14 protein-coding genes are annotated in these 17,666 nt (G+C 60.9%); 1 reads left to right on the top strand and 13 read right to left on the bottom strand.

Annotation, left to right across the window (positions count from 1 at the left end; translation table 11 throughout):
• Positions 1-7 precede the first annotated feature (7 nt).
• The 13 genes from ACM1ZW_RS11330 to ACM1ZW_RS11270 form a co-directional block, all read right to left on the bottom strand.
• Positions 8-904 (bottom strand): antimicrobial resistance protein Mig-14, encoded by an 897-nt coding sequence (locus ACM1ZW_RS11330; protein WP_416740551.1) that lies wholly within the window; start codon positions 902-904, stop codon positions 8-10.
• Positions 904-2,034, bottom strand: coding sequence for a glycosyltransferase (locus ACM1ZW_RS11325; protein WP_416740550.1), 1,131 nt, complete (start codon positions 2,032-2,034; stop codon positions 904-906). Before ACM1ZW_RS11325 ends, ACM1ZW_RS11330 begins: the two co-directional genes overlap by 1 nt.
• Entirely contained in the window at positions 2,018-3,775 is a 1,758-nt protein-coding gene (locus ACM1ZW_RS11320) for a carbamoyltransferase (protein ID WP_017336206.1), read from the bottom strand. The genes ACM1ZW_RS11325 and ACM1ZW_RS11320 overlap by 17 nt, the downstream gene beginning before the upstream one ends.
• Before the next feature lie 172 nt (positions 3,776-3,947).
• Positions 3,948-4,283, bottom strand: a complete 336-nt coding sequence (locus ACM1ZW_RS11315; protein WP_031318309.1) for a YceK/YidQ family lipoprotein — start codon at positions 4,281-4,283, stop codon at positions 3,948-3,950.
• A 252-nt stretch (positions 4,284-4,535) separates the two neighbouring features.
• Positions 4,536-5,987 carry a lipopolysaccharide kinase InaA family protein gene (locus ACM1ZW_RS11310; protein ID WP_017336205.1) on the bottom strand — a complete coding sequence of 484 codons (1,452 nt, stop codon included), beginning with the start codon at positions 5,985-5,987 and terminating at the stop codon, positions 4,536-4,538.
• Positions 5,987-6,739 carry a lipopolysaccharide kinase InaA family protein gene (locus ACM1ZW_RS11305; RefSeq protein WP_416740549.1) on the bottom strand — a complete coding sequence of 251 codons (753 nt, stop codon included), beginning with the start codon at positions 6,737-6,739 and terminating at the stop codon, positions 5,987-5,989. The genes ACM1ZW_RS11310 and ACM1ZW_RS11305 overlap by 1 nt, the downstream gene beginning before the upstream one ends.
• Positions 6,736-7,470 carry a lipopolysaccharide kinase InaA family protein gene (locus ACM1ZW_RS11300; protein WP_017336203.1) on the bottom strand — a complete coding sequence of 245 codons (735 nt, stop codon included), beginning with the start codon at positions 7,468-7,470 and terminating at the stop codon, positions 6,736-6,738. The genes ACM1ZW_RS11305 and ACM1ZW_RS11300 overlap by 4 nt, the downstream gene beginning before the upstream one ends.
• Positions 7,470-8,276, bottom strand: coding sequence for a lipopolysaccharide core heptose(I) kinase RfaP (rfaP, locus tag ACM1ZW_RS11295; RefSeq protein WP_017336202.1), 807 nt, complete (start codon positions 8,274-8,276; stop codon positions 7,470-7,472). The genes ACM1ZW_RS11300 and rfaP overlap by 1 nt, the downstream gene beginning before the upstream one ends.
• Positions 8,276-9,397: a glycosyltransferase family 4 protein gene (locus ACM1ZW_RS11290; RefSeq protein WP_017336201.1), complete on the bottom strand. Its 1,122-nt coding sequence runs from the start codon at positions 9,395-9,397 to the stop codon at positions 8,276-8,278. The genes rfaP and ACM1ZW_RS11290 overlap by 1 nt, the downstream gene beginning before the upstream one ends.
• Positions 9,397-10,458, bottom strand: a complete 1,062-nt coding sequence (gene waaC / locus ACM1ZW_RS11285; RefSeq protein ID WP_414879977.1) for a lipopolysaccharide heptosyltransferase I — start codon at positions 10,456-10,458, stop codon at positions 9,397-9,399. The genes ACM1ZW_RS11290 and waaC overlap by 1 nt, the downstream gene beginning before the upstream one ends.
• A gap of 1 nt (position 10,459) precedes the next feature.
• Positions 10,460-11,494 carry a lipopolysaccharide heptosyltransferase II gene (gene waaF / locus ACM1ZW_RS11280; protein WP_017336199.1) on the bottom strand — a complete coding sequence of 345 codons (1,035 nt, stop codon included), beginning with the start codon at positions 11,492-11,494 and terminating at the stop codon, positions 10,460-10,462.
• A gap of 199 nt (positions 11,495-11,693) precedes the next feature.
• On the bottom strand, positions 11,694-14,633 hold the full coding sequence (gene glnE, locus ACM1ZW_RS11275; protein ID WP_416740548.1) for a bifunctional [glutamate--ammonia ligase]-adenylyl-L-tyrosine phosphorylase/[glutamate--ammonia-ligase] adenylyltransferase: 2,940 nt from the start codon (positions 14,631-14,633) through the stop codon (positions 11,694-11,696).
• Positions 14,630-15,022 carry a hypothetical protein gene (locus ACM1ZW_RS11270; RefSeq protein WP_080995105.1) on the bottom strand — a complete coding sequence of 131 codons (393 nt, stop codon included), beginning with the start codon at positions 15,020-15,022 and terminating at the stop codon, positions 14,630-14,632. Before ACM1ZW_RS11270 ends, glnE begins: the two co-directional genes overlap by 4 nt.
• Here ACM1ZW_RS11270 and aceE point away from each other — a divergent pair.
• Positions 15,017-17,662: a pyruvate dehydrogenase (acetyl-transferring), homodimeric type gene (gene aceE / locus ACM1ZW_RS11265; RefSeq protein ID WP_017336197.1), complete on the top strand. Its 2,646-nt coding sequence runs from the start codon at positions 15,017-15,019 to the stop codon at positions 17,660-17,662. The genes ACM1ZW_RS11270 and aceE overlap by 6 nt on opposite strands.
• Positions 17,663-17,666 lie beyond the last annotated feature (4 nt).

The following is a 17,666-nucleotide window of genomic DNA, read 5'->3' as shown; positions in this document are numbered from 1 at the left end:
GGCTCGCTCATACGGTGAACACCGGCACAGGATTACACCAGCGGTCCTTGTATTCACGGTCGGCGCGACCGAAGGAAAAACGCAGCGGCTTGTCCAGCGCGCGTGCATGCTTCCAGGCGCTTTGGGTATTGAGAAAGCTCAAGACGCTGCCGGGGCTGAATTCACGGGTCTCGGGATCGACGCCACCGTTGATGTACTCGACGCTGATCCATTGCGGCGCTTCGACGCGGTACACCAGTTGAATCGCGATCGGCGCATCGTTCAGGAAAATCACCGAGCCGATCAGCAAGTCACGCAACAACTCGATCACCTCGGCCATGCGCTCGGCACCGGTCGCCGGAAACCCCCAGCGACGCTGGAACAGGTCGCAGTAAATCGCCGCCAGCTCGCCGCTGGAAAAGTCGCTGACCGGCCGCACCACGCCGCCCGCTTCTTCCAGCAGACGCAATTCGCGGCGCTGGTTATAGCGAAATTTTTTCGACAGTTCTTCGGGCGTACGGGCCATGGCCAGTTGTTCTGCCTGCAGCCTGATGCCGCTGAAGCGGCCTTCATTCAGTGCGGACAAGTAACGCGCGCGATGGCGCAGGGGCGCTTGCGTATCAGCGGCGGCCGGTAGGATCAACTCAGCATTGCCGAGATCGAACAGGCCCTTTTTACCGTTGCGCTTGAGCACGTCCTTGGACAAGGCAAGGTCGCGACCCCAGGTTGGAATCGCCGCCTGGACTTCGCCATTGGGCGCCCAGGCCAGGTAACGCACCGGAATATCGGCCAACTGCGCCAGGCGCTCGACCACCAGCGGATGAGTGGCGACGCTGCCGCCATAACGGTGCCAGGCCTCGGCGTATGTCGAGGCATCGACCACCGCCCAGCCACGTTCGCGCCATCCTTGAAATCGGTTGAGCATCAACCCCTCGCCGCCAGTTCGGTGACGGCGGGCAAATGCCAGAAAGCATCGCGTACCGCGCGGTCGGAGAAGCGCTCGCGTAAACGGTCGAGCATCAACTCGGCACACTGGCGACGCTGCTGATCATCCATCGCAGCCAGGTGTTGCAGCCCTTGAGCCAAGTGCTCGGCGTCGCCCAGCGGGAATAGAATCCCGACGCCCTCGACCACTTCCTTCGCACCGCCGCATGCCGTCGCGAGCAACGGCACACCAGCGGCCATGGCTTCCAGCAGCACCATGCCGAACGGTTCATGATCGGAGCTCAAGGCAAACACATCGAATGCACGAAAATAACGACGGGCTTCGGGCACCTGACCGAGGAACAGCACGCGGTCGCCGATCCCCAGTTCACGGGCCATGGCCTTGAGATCCTGTTCCAGCCGACCGATACCGAGAATTACCAACTGGCTGTTAGCCGGCAAACCCGGTAACGCCGCGGCAAAACCGTGCAGCAACGTGGCCTGGTCCTTGTCCGGGTGCAGTCTGCCGACATTACCGATAATCCACGCATCCATGGACAGACCCAGGGTTTCCCGAGCTTCGCGAACCGACACGTGACTGCCTTGCAAGACTTGCACGTTGATGCGGTTGTAGAGCGTCTGAATCCGTGCAGCCGGCCAATTCGGCAGGCAACTGCGTATGTCGTCGCGTACCGCATCGGAAACCCCGAGCAGACTCAAACGCTTGCGGAAAAAATTCACAAAGAGTTTGCGGGTGCCGCGCTTGTAGTCGTCAAACGCGTGATGCACGCCGATCACCGGCAACGACGTGCCAAGCAAGGCGATGTAGATCGGTTTGAAACGGTGAGCAATGCAGAAACTGAAATTGCGCGAAGCGGCGATCTTGCGCAGATCGCCGATGGCACCCAGCTTCAGGCCACGAATAGCCTTGGAGCTGTATTCCATGAACAGCACTTCATCGGAGGCGCAGGCCTCGGCGACTCGGGCATCGGCAACCCCGGTCAGAAACACCGTGGTCACGCGATAACCGGTCCCCGCGAACAGGCTGGCGTACTGCCGGGCGCAGTCCAGAAACGGACCGTCATAACCGTGGCAGAACTGCAGCACATGGCGTTCAGCCGAGCGTGTCATATGCGTCCGCGCCCTCTTTGACCACCAGAATGTCTTCCATGATCAGATACTGTAGGTCGGAACCGAAGAACATGTTCAGGGCATCCGTCGGCGAGCAGATCATCGGTTCGCCACGACGGTTGAGCGAGGTGTTCAGCGACACACCGTTGCCGGTCAGTACTTCCAGCGCCTTCATCATGTCGTAGTAGCGCGGGTTGTATTCGCGCTTGAGCACCTGGGCCCGGGACGTCCCGTCTTCATGGACGACTTCCGGCACGCGGGTCTTCCACTCTTCCGCCACTTCGAAGGTGAAGGTCATGAATGGCGCAGGGTGATCGATCTTGATCATCTGCGGTGCGACGGTGTCGAGCATCGACGGGCAGAAAGGCCTCCAGCGCTCGCGGAACTTGATCTGGTGGTTGATGCGGTCAGCCACGCCGGTCGCGCTCGGGCAACCGATGATCGAACGACCGCCCAAGGCACGCGGACCGAACTCCATACGCCCCTGGAACCAGGCCACCGGGTTGCCATCGACCATGATTTTGGCGATGTTTTCCGGCATGTTCTCAAGCTTTCGCCATACCGGCTTGCTCGGGTGTCGGGCACATGCGGCGAGCACGTCTTCGTTGCTGTACGACGGGCCGAGGTAGACGTGTTCCATCTTCTCGACCGGCACGCCACGGGCGTGAGACACATAAGCCGCCGCGCCGACCGCGGTGCCGGCGTCACCGGACGCAGGCTGCACGAACAGCTCCTTGACGTCGTCGCGGGCGATGATTTTCTGGTTCAGCTTCACGTTCAATGCACAGCCACCGGCGAAGGCCAGTTTGCCGGTTTCCTTGAGCACATCGCCCAGATAGTGGTCGATCATCTGCAGCGAGATCTTTTCGAACAGCGCTTGCATGCTCGCGGCGTAGTGGATGTACGGCTCGTCGGCGATGTCGCCTTCGCGCTTCGGACCCAGCCACTCGATCAGCTTCGGCGAGAAGTAGAACCCCTTGCCCTTCTCTTTATAGCGACGCAGGCCGATGACGTTGGCGTAGTCGGTGTTGATCACCAGCTCGCCGTTTTCGAACGAGGCCAGGCGCGAGAAATCGTACTTGCTGGCATCGCCGTACGGCGCCATGCCCATGACCTTGAACTCGCCGTCGAGCATCTCGAAACCGAGGAACTCGGTGATCGCGCCGTACAGGCCGCCGAGGGAGTCCGGATCGAAGAATTCCTTGATCTTGTGGATCTTGCCGTTTTCGCCGTAACCGAAGAAGGTCGTGGCGTACTCGCCCTTGCCGTCGATCCCGAGGATCGCGGTTTTCTCTTTGAAACCCGAGCAGTGGTAAGCGCTGGAGGCGTGAGCCAGGTGGTGTTCGACCGGCTCGATCTTGATCTTCTTCGGATCGAAGCCCAGTTGCTCCAGGCACCAGACGATTTTGTTGCGGTAGCGCTTGTAGCGGCGATTGCCCATCAGGATCGCGTCAAGTGCGCGGTCCGGGGCGTACCAGTAACGCTTGGCGTAGTGCCAGCGTGCCTTGCCGAACAGGCTGATCGGCGCGAACGGAATGGCGACCACGTCAACGTCGGACGGCTTGATGCCGGCCTGCTCGAGGCAGAACTTCGCCGATTCGTAAGGCATGCGGTTCTTTGCATGTTTATCGCGCACAAAGCGCTCTTCTTCAGCCGCCGCGACCAGCTTGCCGTCGATGTACAACGCTGCGGAAGGATCATGGCTAAGGGCGCCGGACAGGCCAAGAATCGTCAATGCCACAGGGGTCTAGCCTCTTTAGTCTGCATGCAGGCGCAAGGCGCCTCAAAATGAATGTGCCCTCGCAAGAGGGCGAGAGACAGCTAAAGGGCGGGATTATAGCGTAAACATAGTAGGAATGACCCTACGGTTATCAGCGGCGCAATGATGGCCTGCACGACGCCGCAACCCTGGGCTAACCGCGGCTCGCCCGCCAGTAGATCCTGATATTGCCATCCACCCCTTGCCGGTAAATCGTGTAGGGCAGGGAAACGGTATCCAGCGCACCCGACAACGCCAGATCCAGCAGGACCAGCGGGACGAGAAAGCCCGTAGGGTCAGGCGGGGCATTCAAGACGCAGAAATCGTAGGCCAGGCCGCTGTAGATACGCGGGATGGACTGGCAGTAGGTTTTTTGCTTGCGCAGGCTGCGCGCCGCGTCTTCGTCATTTTGCAGGACTGTGACAGCGGTGCCGCAGCCGGAGAGTGCCAATGAGCATGCGATGAATAGGACAACCGTTTTTATAGTCAAGACCTGCCCTCCGAGGAACGTCAGGCAAACTAGCATCGCGACTATTCAGGGCACAGTTCATGGGGTCTGGAGATCATGTAGGACATTTCATAAGAACTTGTCCCTTAATCTCGGGTGACTGGCCTGACGCAATCGTCGCAAGGCCGCCCAGACCACGCCCGCTCCCACAGTTTCCTGGCTTTGCGCATAATCTGCGTAAGGCCCGGAGCAGTGTGGGAGGGGGCTTGCTCGCGATAGGACCGCAGGTCCGATTCAGCCAGCGCCTGAGATATCTTTGGGCAAACGCTGATCAATCACCTGATGCAATGCACTGCTTTCAGGCCAGTTACGCATGAACCGCGCCCGATCCCGTGCATAGGCCGGGGCGAAACTGTGGAACGAGCCATGCTGGCACATCGCATCGAGATCGATCAGCGCCCAGCGATCCTCTTGCCAGAACAGGTTATGGCCCTTGAAGTCGCCGTGGCTGATCCGCTCGCGAATCAGCTCCGCAAACAGGTGATCCAGCGCCACCAGCTCGGCTTCGGGCGCATCACCGCTGTCAACGTACGGCGCGAACCGTTCGATGATGTCCGGCCCCGGAAGGTGCTCGGTCACCAGATAAGCCCGACTGCGCAACCAGAGAAAACGCTTTTCCAGCACCGCCAACGGTTTCGGCGTGGCGATCCCGAGGAACGCCAATCGATTGCCTTCGCGCCAGGAATGCCAGGCACGGCTCGGGCGCCAGAAGCGTTTGAGCCAGTGGGCGAACCCCTTGATGTTGTAGCGTTTGATCACCAGGGTACGACCGGCCACTTCGACCTTGCCGACGCTCGCCGCACCGCCGGTCTTGTACAGATGCCCTTGATCGAGCAACGCATCGGCCTGTTCCAGCACCGGCAACATCGCCGCTTCTTCTTCGCGGCGAATCGCCCGTAAACCGAAGGCGCCACGCTGCACGCTGAACAGCGTGCATTCGCGGCCGACCTTGATCAGAAAGTCCTTGAGGCGCCAACTGCGCACCTTGTCGATCTGCTTCTGCAACGCCTCCATCGGCAAGGCATGTTCGCCATTGCTCAGGAGGTAATACACCAGCAATTCTTCAGTGAACGGCTCCAGCGACCTGGGCAACTGAGCAAAAAACACCCCGAGGTTTTCCAGGACTTTCTGTCGCGACAGCGGCTGGCCGGGGGTTTCACTGCAAATCCCGGCGCCATCGATCAAATACAGGCGGCCGCGCTGGCGCAGCAGGTTGTCCAGGTGCAGGTCTTCCTGCCACAGCCCTTTGCGGTGCATCTGGCCGATCGCGCCCAGCGCCTCGGCCAACACGGCCCCTTGCCCATCCGAGAGCACCGGCAAATGCTCGACCCGTTTCCAGGTATCCCCCAGGCTTTGCGCACCTTCGAGGTAATCGAACAGCAGCCAGCCACCTTCGCCGTCCTTCAGGCCATCGGCCAACAGCTGCGGCGTAGTCAGCCCTTGGTCCGCGAGCAAGCGCACGCCGCTCAGCTCACGCTGGAAATGCCGCGCCGCTTTGCTGCCGACCAGCAACTTGGCCAATACCGGCCGGCCACGCCAGACACCGGCGCCGACATAGCGCTGGCCCGGCAACACCCGCAACAGGCTCAACAACTGCAACTCGGCAGGCCCGGCGGCATCGGCCAGCGAGATGCTCAGCGGCAGCACCGGGTCGCGTCCCGCCTCTTTCAGTTCGGACAAACGCATCAGTTGGACCTCTTGTAACTACGCCGCGCGGTCAATTTCGCCAGCCAGCTGTCGATCAGCGAACTGTACGGCGGTTGATCCAAGTAGGTGGCCAACAGCTCGCGCAGCTGTGCATCGCTCCACTGGGGCGAGCGCCGGGTCAGCGGTTCCAGATCCTTGATCCGGTCACGCTGACCGAACAGCAGCGGCCGGGTCTTTTCCAGGTCGATGAGCTGGGCCATGTAACCGTCGCCGGTGGCCTGGAGAAAAATGTGCTTGGGGTAGAAACAGCCGTGGACCTGACGCGCACCGTGCAGGCGCCGAGCCAACAGCCCGCAGGCCTGCAAAATGGCCGAGTGCTGCGCCGGACTCAGATCCGACCAACGCTGCAACAGCGAATCCAGGTCATCCCAGCCGTCCAGCGCACGGGTCAGCAAAACCGCGCGGACCTCGCCGTCGACCTTGCGCTCACCGAAAAAAACCGCTTTCAGCGCCGGAATGCCAAGCTTTTCATAACGGCTGATGTTGCGAAATTCCCGGGCAAAACTCGGCTCGCCAAAGGGCGCGTGCAAGGTGCGCATCTGGTAGTTGCTTTGGCGCTTGAGGTAGAAGCCGTGACCTTCAAGATCCAGCCGAAACACGCTGCTCCAGCCACCGCGCGCGGTGTTGGGTTCATCCACAGCCTCAAGCTGCCGGGCCCACAGTGCATCGAAGGTGCCGAGGCCGTGACGCTCCAAAAGCGCCCGGTCTTCAGCGGCCAGAAAATCAGTCATTCGCGCCCCTCGAAAAATCTCACCACGTGCCGGATCCGCTTTTTATCGGCCGCATTGAGCCGCGTCCGTTGGCGGTATTGCAGGTAAAAGCGCAGTCGCTGGGTGGCCGACAGGTGATACTTGGCGACCTTGTCGAGACATGCCAGATCCTTGGTGATGCGGTACTTGAGCCAGAAGCCGCTCCAGAAGTCACCGTTGGGACAGTCGATCAGGAACAGTTGTGCCTGATCGTCGACCAGCAGGTTGCGCCACTTCAAATCATTATGGGTGAAGCGATTGTCATGCATGATCCGGGTGTAACCGGCCAGTTGCCGACTGATGTGATCGACCCAGGCGCGATCCGTCAGTTTCGGGTCACGTCGTTCAGCCAGGGCATTCAGGTCTTCGGTATTGGGCAGTTCACGGGTGATCATCGCACCGCGAGCGTAGGCTGCACCGCGCCGTTCCAGCCCCCAGGCCACCACCTCTGCGGTGGGAATGCCCCACTTGGCAAAGCGCTTGAGGTTTTGCCATTCCATCTTCACCCGCGGCTTGCCGAGGTAGCGGCGCAGGCCTTTGCCTGCGCCCACGTAGCGCTTGACGTAATAGTTGACGCCCTTGAGCTGGACGCGGACAACCTCGGACAACGGGTCGCGGGTCAACTGCTCGCCCTGAAGGGCAAACACCGCCTCAAGGCTGCCAAAATCATCGGCCAGGTCACTGTAAGCAGGTTCCAGTCTCCAGCCCGACATCAGAGCGCATCCCCGTATCGCTGTTTACGGTCATAGAGTTTGCTGGCCTTGCCTTCGAGCCAGGTGAGCAACCCGGCTTCTTCGCCGAGGATCTGGCGTAGGGGTTGCTGGAAATAACCCTTGAGGAAACGCAGCTTGTCGCGTCGGGTCAGGCCGATGTCCAGGGCCGAAAAGTACAGCGCCGCCAAATCCTTGTTGCGCCAGCGTTGGGTAATCGTCGGGCGGGTCTGGGCGCGGTGCAGGTCGATCACCGAGAGCTTGAAGTCGTCAGCCGTCACCGGTTTGTCGGTGTGCAGCAGGAAGTGACAGATGTAGCAGTCGCGGTGGTTGACCCCGGCGCGGTGCATCATGCCGGTCATGCGTGCCACTTCGGCGATCAGCGCGCGCTTGAGTCTCGGCTCCGGCGGGTTCTTGACCCAGTCGATGCTGAAGTCTTCGAGGCTGACGGTCGGCGCCAGTTCTTCGGTGACGATGAACGAATGCTGATCCGCCGGGTTGCTGCCCTTCTCGCCGTAGGCAACCGCCGTCATGGTTGGCACGCCGACTTCCTGCAGGCGCTGAATGGCTTTCCATTCCTGACCCGCGCCGAGCACCGGCAGCTTGGCCGTCAGCAGGTTTTTGAAGATTTCGCCCCAGCCAATGCCACGGTGGATCTTCACGAAAAACCCGTTGCCGTTCACCTCGGTGCGTAACGTGCGGCGAGCTTCCAGCTCGCGGTACACCTCGCCCTGAAGCCCTTCGACCTCGGCGAATGGATCGCGTCCGGCCCAAAGGCTCTTGAACGGTTCAGCCAGCATCAACTTCATTAAGCGTGCTCCGCCAGAATCACATCGGCCGCGTGTTGCGGCATGCTGTAGAGGTCTGCCGTCTCGGCGAAGGCCAGACCGTTGCGGCTCCAGGCCGCCCGTGCTTGAGCGTCGTTCAACATACCGGTCAGGTATTGCGTCAGTTGCGCCTGATCGAAGGGTTCATCCAGCACCAGACCGGCGTCGGCCTCGGCAATGTAATGGGCGTAACCGCACACCGCACTCACCAGCACCGGCAAACCGGCCACCAGGGCTTCGAGCAGCACAGTCCCGGTGTTTTCGTTGTACGCCGGATGGATCAACAGATCGGCCCCGAGCAGGAAACGCGGAATATCGCTGCGGCCCTTGAGGAACGTCACGTTGTCGCCGAGCCCCAACGCAGCGCTCTGCATCTGGAACAATTTGGGGTCATCCTGGCCAATTACAAACAGCCGGGTGCGTTTCCTCAGATCAGCGGGCAACGCGGCCAGCGCCTTGAGGCTGCGATCCACGCCTTTGGTCTTGAACCCGGAGCCGATCTGCACCAGCAGCAACTCGTCGTCCTTCAGGTTGAATTCACGACGGAACCCGGTACGAATCTCAGCCGCATTCGGTGGCGCGCGCCGATCCTGAGAAATGCCCGGTGGCAGCAAATGGAAGCGTTCCAGCGGCGTGTCGTAATGCTTGATGAACAGCGGCTGCTGGACCTCGGAGATCATCAACACTTCAGTCTTGGCGTCCCTGGCAAACACCGCGCGCTCGTACTCGGCGAAGTGCCGGTAGCGGCCCCAGCGACGGTACAGCGAGTTGCGCAGGTTTTGCGCCTTGTCTTCGAAGCAACCGTCGGCCGCGTAGTAAACGTCCAGGCCCGGCATTTTGTTGAAGCCGATCAGGCGATCCACCGGACGCTTGGCCAGATCGGCCTCCATCCACTCGCTGAGCTTCTCGTTACGCCGATGATTGAAAAACGCCTTGACCGGCGCCACCAGCACTTCGAAACCCGGCGGAATATCGCCCTCCCAGATCAGCGTGTAGACGCGAATCTGGTGGCCGCGCTTCTGGCATTCCAGGGCGATGCGCATGAAATCACGCTGCAACCCCCCGAATGGAAAGTACTTGTACAAGACGAATGCCAATTGCATCAGCGCAGCTCCTCAGCCAGTAACAACGTGCTCAGTCGGGTCGCGACACGCTCGGGATTCAGACGCGTGAAGCACAGCGGCCACTCGCGTTTCAGGTCGAACCGGCGGGCATCTTCGGCCGTCGGTTGATAGGTGCATTTCTTTTGCAGGCATGGAGCGCAGGGGAAATCGCTGGCCATGTGGATCTGGGCCTTGCCGTAAGCGCCGGTCAGGCCCGGGTTAGTCGGGCCGAACAGCGACAGCGTCGGCACGTCCAGTGCAGCGGCCAGGTGACCGAGGCCGGTGTCCACCGCCACGCACGCCTGCGCACCGGCCAGCACTTTGCCGATGCCCGCCAGATTCAGTTTGGGCAGCACTTCGACGTGCCGCATGTCCTTGGCAATGCGCTCGGCCCGGGCTTTTTCCGCCGGATTGCCCCACGCCAGCTTCACGCCGACGCCCAGGTAGCCGACGCGCTCGGCCAGCTCGCGCCAGTAGGCTTCAGGCCAGTGCTTGGTATCCCAGGTGGTGCCGTGCAGGAACAGCACGTAAGGGTTCTTGCGCGGCAATTCCACCAGGCGCTCGACGTTCAGGCCGTAGTCGCCCAACCCATTGGGCAGGTCGTAGCCCAGGGCGATGGCGAACAACTGACGCACTCGCTCAACCGCGTGCTGGCCACGGGCAACCGCCAGACGCCGATCGTAGAAACGCGCGGCGATCGGTTCCCGTGCCGAGCCTTTATCGAGGCCTGCCACCGGCGCCTTGACATAGCGGGTCAGCAAGGCGCTTTTCAGCAGGCCCTGCGCGTCAATCACCAGATCATATTTCGTGGCGCGAAGGCTTTGCTTGAAGCGCTTCCACTCGCCACTCTTGATGGTCTGCCAGATGTTCTTGCGCCAGCGACGGATCGCCACCGGAATAACTTTGCCTACAGCCGGGTGCCAGGTCGGGATCTCGGCGAAACCTTCTTCCACCACCCAGTCGAACGTGATGCCGGGAATCGCCCGGGCCGCGTCGGTCAACGCCGGCAACGCATGAATCACGTCGCCCAGCGAAGAAGTCTTGATCAGCAGAACCCGCAAACTATTTGACCTCGACCACAGTGCCCTGCAACCGCTGCAAGGCTTCGTTCACCGCTTGCGGCATCAGCTGGCGCAGGCAGTTGTAATGACCGAAGCGGCACGTGCGATCGAAGCACGGGCTGCATTCGATGCCCAGGCGCACGATCTCGACGTGCTCGGCCAGCGGCGGCGTGAAGCCCGGTGACGTCGAGCCGTACACCGCCACCAGCGGGCGATTCAGTGCCGCGGCAACGTGCATCAGGCCGGAGTCGTTGGACACCACCGAATGTGCGCAGGACAGCAAATCGATGGCTTCGGCCAGCGACGTGCCGCCGCTGAGGTTCACCGACTCTTCCCGCAGGCCGGGAATCAAGCGCGCGCGGATGTCTTCGCCTACGGCGTGATCGTTTTTCGAACCGAACAGCCAGACTTGCCAGCCTTCGCGAATTTTCGCTTCGGCGACCTTGGCGTAATGCTCGGACGGCCAGCGCTTGGACTCGCCGAACTCGGCACCGGGGCACAGCGCCAACACCGGGCGGTCGAGAGCCAGACCGAATTTGGCCAGCGCCGCTTCGCGGGTGACCGGATCGATCTGCAAGCTCGGGCGCGGGTACGGTTTCGGCAGTTCAAGGCCCGGCTCGTAAGCCAGCGCCATGAAGCGCTCGATCATCAGCGGGTAACGTTCTTTGTCCAGCGTACGCACGTCATTGAGCAGGCCGTAGCGGAATTCGCCGCGCCAGCCGGTGCGCTTCGGGATGCCGGCAAAAAACGGCACCAATGCCGACTTCAGGGAATTGGGCAACAGGATCGCCTGGTCGTACTGGCCGGCCAGGGATTTGCCGATGCGCCTACGCGTCGCCAGCTCCAAAGCACCGTGACCGAGCGGAAAGCTCAAGGCCTGACGAACTTCGGGCATGCGTTCAAGAATCGGCCGGCTCCATTCGGGGGCCAGGACGTCGATTTCGCACTGCGGGTGGCGTTGCTTGAGACACTGAAACAGTGTCTGCGCCATCACCATGTCACCGACCCAACTGGGCCCAACGATCAGAATTTTCATGTGGTTTCCAAAAACGAACCGGGGAGGCATACGCCTCCCCGCCTCGAGAATTCTACAAAACACTGCAGATCTACTGTGGGAGCGAGCCTGCTCGCGAAAGCGGCGTGACAGTCAGCATACATGCCGGATGTGACGGCCTCATCGCCGGCAAGCCGGTCTCGCTCCCACATTTGAATCTCGTCGTTCCAACGGCCACGTTTCAGCTTAGACCCAACTCGCGCCAGATCCGCAACACCTGCCGTCGTTCGTCCACGAACTGGTCGCCCGGTATCACCCCGGCGTCCTTCTGCAAGGCCTGCCGGTGCGCGGCGGAGCGGTAGGCTTTATAGGCCTCGCGCAACAGGCTGGCGTCTTCGGCGGGCATCAGCCCTTCGTGTTCCAGCTCTTCCAGAATGCGGATATTGTCGGTCCAGCGCAGCAATGGCGGGTGTGTTTCGGACCACGCCAAGGCCGCGTATTGCACCATAAATTCAATATCGACGATACCTCCGGCGTCCTGCTTGAGATCGAACGGCGCCGTGGCCTCGAAGGCATTCGCCCCGGTGCCGGCCGCGGTGCTCTTGCTGCCGAGGTTGTCGCGCATCTTGGCGCGCATCTCGCTGACCTCCTGGCGCAAGGTCGGTAAATCCCGGACTTTGCCCAAAATCGCCGCGCGAACCTTCTCGAACGCCTGGCCGACGTCCTGACTGCCCACCAATACCCGCGCCCGCACCAACGCCTGATGTTCCCAGGTCCAGGCTTCGTTTTCCTGATAACGCGCAAACGCGCCAAGCGAACTCACCAACAGACCGGAAGCACCGGACGGTCGCAGGCGCATGTCCACTTCATAGAGCTGGCCGGAGTTGGTCTGGGCCGTGAGCAAGTGAATGATCCGCTGCCCGAGCCGGGTGAAGAATTGCGCGCCATCAATCGGTTTCGGGCCGTCGGTTTCAGCCTGCGGGTCGCCGTCATGTATGAACACCAGGTCCAGGTCCGAACCATGCCCCAATTCCAGCCCGCCGACTTTCCCATAACCGACAATGATGAAGCCCGGATCGCACAGCGTACCGTCACTGCGCAGCGGCGTGCCGTATTTGGCTACCGTCTGGCGCCAGGCCAGGGCCAGCACCTGTTCGAGGATCGCTTCGGCGAGCCAGGTCAGGTAATCGCTGACTTTCATCAACGGCAGGCTGCCGGCGATCTCCGACGCGGCGACGCGCAAGCGGTGCGCCAGCTTGAAATGGCGCAGGGCTTCCATTTGCTGCTCGAGGTCATCCTCGGGAATTCGTGTCAGGCGCTCGCGCAACTCAGCGGCCAGCTCCGGCGCCAGGGGCGGTTTGAACAGCCGGCCTTCGTTGAGCAATTCATCGAGCAGCAGCGGGAAGCGGGTGATCTGTTCGGCAATCCACGGGCTCGCAGCGCACAAGGTCAGCAAGCGTCGCAGCGCGCCGGGGTTTTCGGTCAGCAGCACCAAGTACGCGGAACGCCGGGCCACCGCTTCAACCAGCGGCAGCACGCGTTCCAGCACCAGATCCGGATTGGCGTGTTCGACCGCCTGCGCCAGCAACCGTGGAATAAAGGCATCAAGGCGTTCGCGCCCCAAACGCTGCATCGCGCGCAATTGCGGGCTGCTGCGCAGGCTGGCCAGGGCTTTCAGGGCTTTGGTGGCATCGACGAAACCGCCCTCCTCCAACTGGCGGCAAGCGGCCTCTTCGTCCTGCGCCTCTTCCCACAGTGGCAGCCATTCACCGCCGACCACCACTTCGCTTTCAGCCCCTTCCTCTACGTCGGGATCGGCGATCACCTGGCCGAAGTGCCACGCAACACGACCGCGCCAATACATCAGTTGCTCATGAAAGGCGTCCCAATCGGCAAAGCCCAACATAAAGGCAATACGCGCCTGATCCTGCGCACCGTCCGGCAACATCTGGGTCTGGCGGTCTGCAATCGCCTGAATGGCGTGCTCGGTGTAACGCAGGAATTCGTAGCCTTCGCGCAGTTCGCTGACCACCGCCGGCGGCAGGTAACCCTGACCTTCCAGGGTGCTCAATACTTTTAATAGAGGACGTTGTTGCAGGCTCAGGTCGCGGCCGCCGTGGATCAGCTGAAATGCCTGGGCGATAAACTCGACTTCGCGGATGCCGCCGGAGCCGAGCTTGATGTTGTCGGCCATGCCCTTGCGCCGGACTTCCTGCTGGATCAACTGCTTCATCGTGCGCAGCGCTTCGATGGCGGAGAAGTCCAGGTAACGCCGGTAAACGAACGGCCGCAGCATTTCTTGCAGCTGCGCACCCGCCACTTGATCGCCGGCCACCACCCGCGACTTGATCATCGCGTAGCGCTCCCAGTCGCGCCCCTGATCCTGGTAATACTGCTCCAGCGCGTTGAAGCTCAGCACCAACGCACCGGCCGAACCGTAGGGTCGCAGGCGCATGTCCACGCGAAACACAAAACCGTCGACGGTCATCGGGTCCAGTGCCTTGATCAGGCGCTGACCGAGGCGGATGAAGAATTCCTGATTATCCAGTGAACGTTTCACGCCGACGGTTTCGCCGCCCTCGGGGTAAGCGAAGATCAGGTCGATGTCCGAAGACAGGTTGAGCTCGACCGCGCCGAGCTTGCCCATGCCGAGGATGACCATCTGCTGCGGCTCGCCGCTGCGTCGACCGGTCGGCACGCCGAACTGCTGGCAATGGCGCGAGTACAACCATTGATAAGCCTGATCGATGCTGGCGTCGGCCATGTCCGAGAGGTCGCGGCAGGTCTGGATGAGGTCGGCCTGACGGGTCAGGTCACGCCAGATGATCCGCACTTGATGACGGGTACGCTGGCGACGCAGGACGCGGCCGAGTTCGTCTTCGGTCTGCGCGGCATTCACCGCCGCCGCAATCTGCGCGCACAACTCGCCGGGGGCAAAGCCGCGATCCAGTTCGCCGGACTGCACCAGTGCCAGCAACATCAAAGGGTCACGAATGCTTTGTTCAATCACGAAGTCGCTGGCGGCAGTGACACGGGCGAACTGCGCCCAGCGTTCAGGTGTCCACGAAGACAGGCCATGATCATCATCGAGCGCCTCGACCGCTGCACGGAACGACTGCTCGGCACGGGTGACAAACGGCAGGAGAATGCCAGGCAGTTCGGCAAGCGAAGGGAGGCTCATGGTCTATCCTTGATCGGCGTGTAGAGGGCTGCATGTAGTGAATTTTCAAATTGCACTACGTGATCGACTGTCGAACAAAGGTTAGAAATAGCTGAAATTTCTTCATTTTTGGTAGACAGCATCAAGCTTTCACCTTTTTTGGTTGGCAAAAGACCAACCTTAACGATTATTCTCACAACGCAGCTGGAGGCCACAAGCCGCTCATCTGTAGTTTTACTACTCGTATATACATTCGAAAGGCTGAAATGCCCGATGATTTGTAGTAAAACTACACGCCGCCGGAACAACCTCTCGGCAATCCAAGAATTTATATCGTCTGCCCACAAGGCCAGTCGCAAACTCAGGCAACCGATTCTGGAAGCCTTTCCGCCCTGGAGCAAGCCATGCAAGACCTCGATCCCGTCGAAACCCAGGAATGGCTGGACGCCCTGGAATCGGTTCTCGACAAAGAAGGCGAAGACCGTGCTCATTATCTGATGACCCGTATGGGCGAACTCGCAACCCGCAGCGGTTCGCAATTGCCTTACGCCATCACCACGCCATACCGCAACACCATTCCCGTAACTCACGAAGCACGCATGCCTGGCGACCTGTTCATGGAACGCCGCATTCGCTCGTTGGTACGCTGGAACGCGATGGCCATGGTGATGCGTACGAACCTGAAAGATTCTGACCTGGGCGGTCACATCTCCAGCTTCGCCTCCAGCGCCACCCTGTACGACATCGGTTTCAACTATTTCTTCCAGGCCCCGACCGACGAACACGGCGGCGACCTGATCTACTTCCAGGGCCACACCTCGCCAGGCGTTTATGCCCGCGCGTTCATGGAAGGCCGCATCACCGAAGACCAGATGAACAACTTCCGCCAGGAAGTGGACGGCCAAGGCCTCTCGTCCTATCCGCACCCTTGGCTGATGCCTGATTTCTGGCAGTTCCCGACCGTATCCATGGGTCTGGGCCCGATCCAGGCGATCTACCAGGCACGCTTCATGAAGTACCTGGAAGCCCGTGGCTTCATTCCGGAAGGCAAGCAGAAAGTCTGGTGCTTCCTGGGCGACGGCGAGTGCGACGAGCCAGAATCCCTGGGCGCGATCTCGCTGGCTGGCCGCGAGAAGCTCGACAACCTGATCTTCGTCATCAACTGCAACCTGCAGCGCCTCGACGGCCCGGTTCGCGGCAACGGCAAGATCATCCAGGAACTCGAAGGCGTGTTCCGTGGCGCTCAGTGGAACGTGACCAAGGTCATCTGGGGCCGTTTCTGGGACCCACTGCTGGCCAAAGACGTCGACGGTATCCTGCAACGTCGCATGGACGAAGTCATCGACGGCGAGTACCAGAACTACAAAGCCAAAGACGGCGCGTTCGTGCGTGAACACTTCTTCAACTCGCCAGAACTCAAGGCGATGGTTGCTGATCTGTCCGACGACGAGATCTGGAAACTCAACCGTGGCGGTCACGACCCGTACAAGGTCTACGCGGCGTACCACGAAGCGGTCAACCACAAAGAACAACCAACCGTCATCCTGGCCAAGACCATCAAGGGTTATGGCACCGGTGCCGGCGAAGCGAAAAACACTGCGCACAACACCAAGAAAGTCGATGTCGACAGCCTTAAGTTGTTCCGTGACCGCTTCGACATCCCGGTCAAGGACGAAGAGCTGGAAAACCTGCCGTTCTTCAAACCTGAACCGAACAGCGCCGAAGCCCGCTACCTGAGCGAGCGCCGCACTGCACTGGGCGGTTTCGTGCCACAGCGCCGCGCGCAGAGCTTCAGCGTACCGACCCCATCGCTGGATACTCTCAAGGCTATCCTCGACGGCTCGGGCGACCGTGAGATTTCCACCACCATGGCGTTCGTGCGGATCCTCGCGCAGCTGGTCAAGGACAAGGAAATCGGCCCGCGCATCGTTCCGATCATCCCGGACGAAGCCCGTACCTTCGGTATGGAAGGCATGTTCCGTCAGTTGGGCATCTACTCGTCCGTCGGCCAGCTCTACGAGCCAGTCGATAAAGACCAGGTGATGTTCTACAAGGAAGACAAGAAGGGCCAGATCCTCGAGGAAGGTATCAACGAAGCGGGCGCCATGAGCTCCTTCATCGCGGCCGGTACTTCGTACTCCAGCCACAACCAGCCAATGCTGCCGTTCTACATCTTCTACTCGATGTTCGGCTTCCAGCGTATCGGCGACCTGGCCTGGGCTGCCGGCGACAGCCGTACCCGTGGCTTCCTGATCGGCGGCACCGCCGGCCGGACCACGCTGAACGGCGAAGGCCTGCAACACGAAGACGGTCACAGCCACATCCTGGCTGCCACCATCCCGAACTGCCGCACCTTTGATCCAACCTACGGCTACGAGCTGGCGGTGATCATTCAGGACGGCATGAAGAAGATGACCGAAGAGCAGCAGGACGTTTTCTACTACATCACCGTGATGAACGAGTCCTACCAGCAGCCAGCCATGCCGGCCGGTGTAGAGGAAGGCATCATCAAGGGCATGTACCTGCTCGAAGAAGATACCCGCGAAGCGGCGCACCACGTTCAGCTGATGGGCTCCGGCACCATCCTGCGTGAAGTCCGTGAAGCGGCGAAGATCCTGCGTGAACAGTTCAACGTCGGCGCCGACGTGTGGAGCGTTACCAGCTTCAACGAACTGCGTCGCGATGGCCTGGCCGTTGAGCGCACCAACCGTCTGCACCCTGGCCAGAAGCCTAAACTGAGCTACGTCGAAGAGTGCCTGAGCGGCCGTAAAGGTCCGGTCATCGCCTCTACCGACTACATGAAACTGTTCGCAGAGCAAATTCGTCAGTGGGTACCGTCCAAGGAATTCAAAGTCCTGGGCACCGACGGTTTCGGCCGCAGTGACAGCCGCAAGAAGCTGCGTCACTTCTTCGAAGTCGATCGTCATTTCGTGGTGTTGGCAGCCCTGGAAGCATTGGCTGACCGCGGCGACATCGAACCTAAAGTGGTGGCTGAAGCCATCGCCAAGTTCGGTATCGACCCGGAAAAACGCAACCCACTGGACTGCTGAGGAG

The organism is Pseudomonas sp. NFX71 (assembly GCF_048079215.1).
Classification (GTDB): domain Bacteria; phylum Pseudomonadota; class Gammaproteobacteria; order Pseudomonadales; family Pseudomonadaceae; genus Aquipseudomonas; species Aquipseudomonas fluorescens_B.
Note: the sequence above shows the minus strand (reverse complement) of the source record. Positions and strands in the feature narration are given on the sequence as shown.

What these genes read in the sequence shown, in the direction of transcription:
- ACM1ZW_RS11330 (WP_416740551.1), bottom strand. Translation starts at nt 904, where the DNA reads ATGCTCAACCGATTTCAAGGATGGCGCGAACGTGGCTGGGCGGTGGTC.
- ACM1ZW_RS11325 (WP_416740550.1), bottom strand. Translation starts at nt 2,034, where the DNA reads ATGACACGCTCGGCTGAACGCCATGTGCTGCAGTTCTGCCACGGTTAT.
- ACM1ZW_RS11310 (WP_017336205.1), bottom strand. Translation starts at nt 5,987, where the DNA reads ATGCGTTTGTCCGAACTGAAAGAGGCGGGACGCGACCCGGTGCTGCCG.
- ACM1ZW_RS11305 (WP_416740549.1), bottom strand. Translation starts at nt 6,739, where the DNA reads ATGACTGATTTTCTGGCCGCTGAAGACCGGGCGCTTTTGGAGCGTCAC.
- ACM1ZW_RS11300 (WP_017336203.1), bottom strand. Translation starts at nt 7,470, where the DNA reads ATGTCGGGCTGGAGACTGGAACCTGCTTACAGTGACCTGGCCGATGAT.
- rfaP (WP_017336202.1), bottom strand. Translation starts at nt 8,276, where the DNA reads ATGAAGTTGATGCTGGCTGAACCGTTCAAGAGCCTTTGGGCCGGACGC.
- ACM1ZW_RS11290 (WP_017336201.1), bottom strand. Translation starts at nt 9,397, where the DNA reads ATGCAATTGGCATTCGTCTTGTACAAGTACTTTCCATTCGGGGGGTTG.
- waaF (WP_017336199.1), bottom strand. Translation starts at nt 11,494, where the DNA reads ATGAAAATTCTGATCGTTGGGCCCAGTTGGGTCGGTGACATGGTGATG.
- glnE (WP_416740548.1), bottom strand. Translation starts at nt 14,633, where the DNA reads ATGAGCCTCCCTTCGCTTGCCGAACTGCCTGGCATTCTCCTGCCGTTT.
- aceE (WP_017336197.1), top strand. Translation starts at nt 15,017, where the DNA reads ATGCAAGACCTCGATCCCGTCGAAACCCAGGAATGGCTGGACGCCCTG.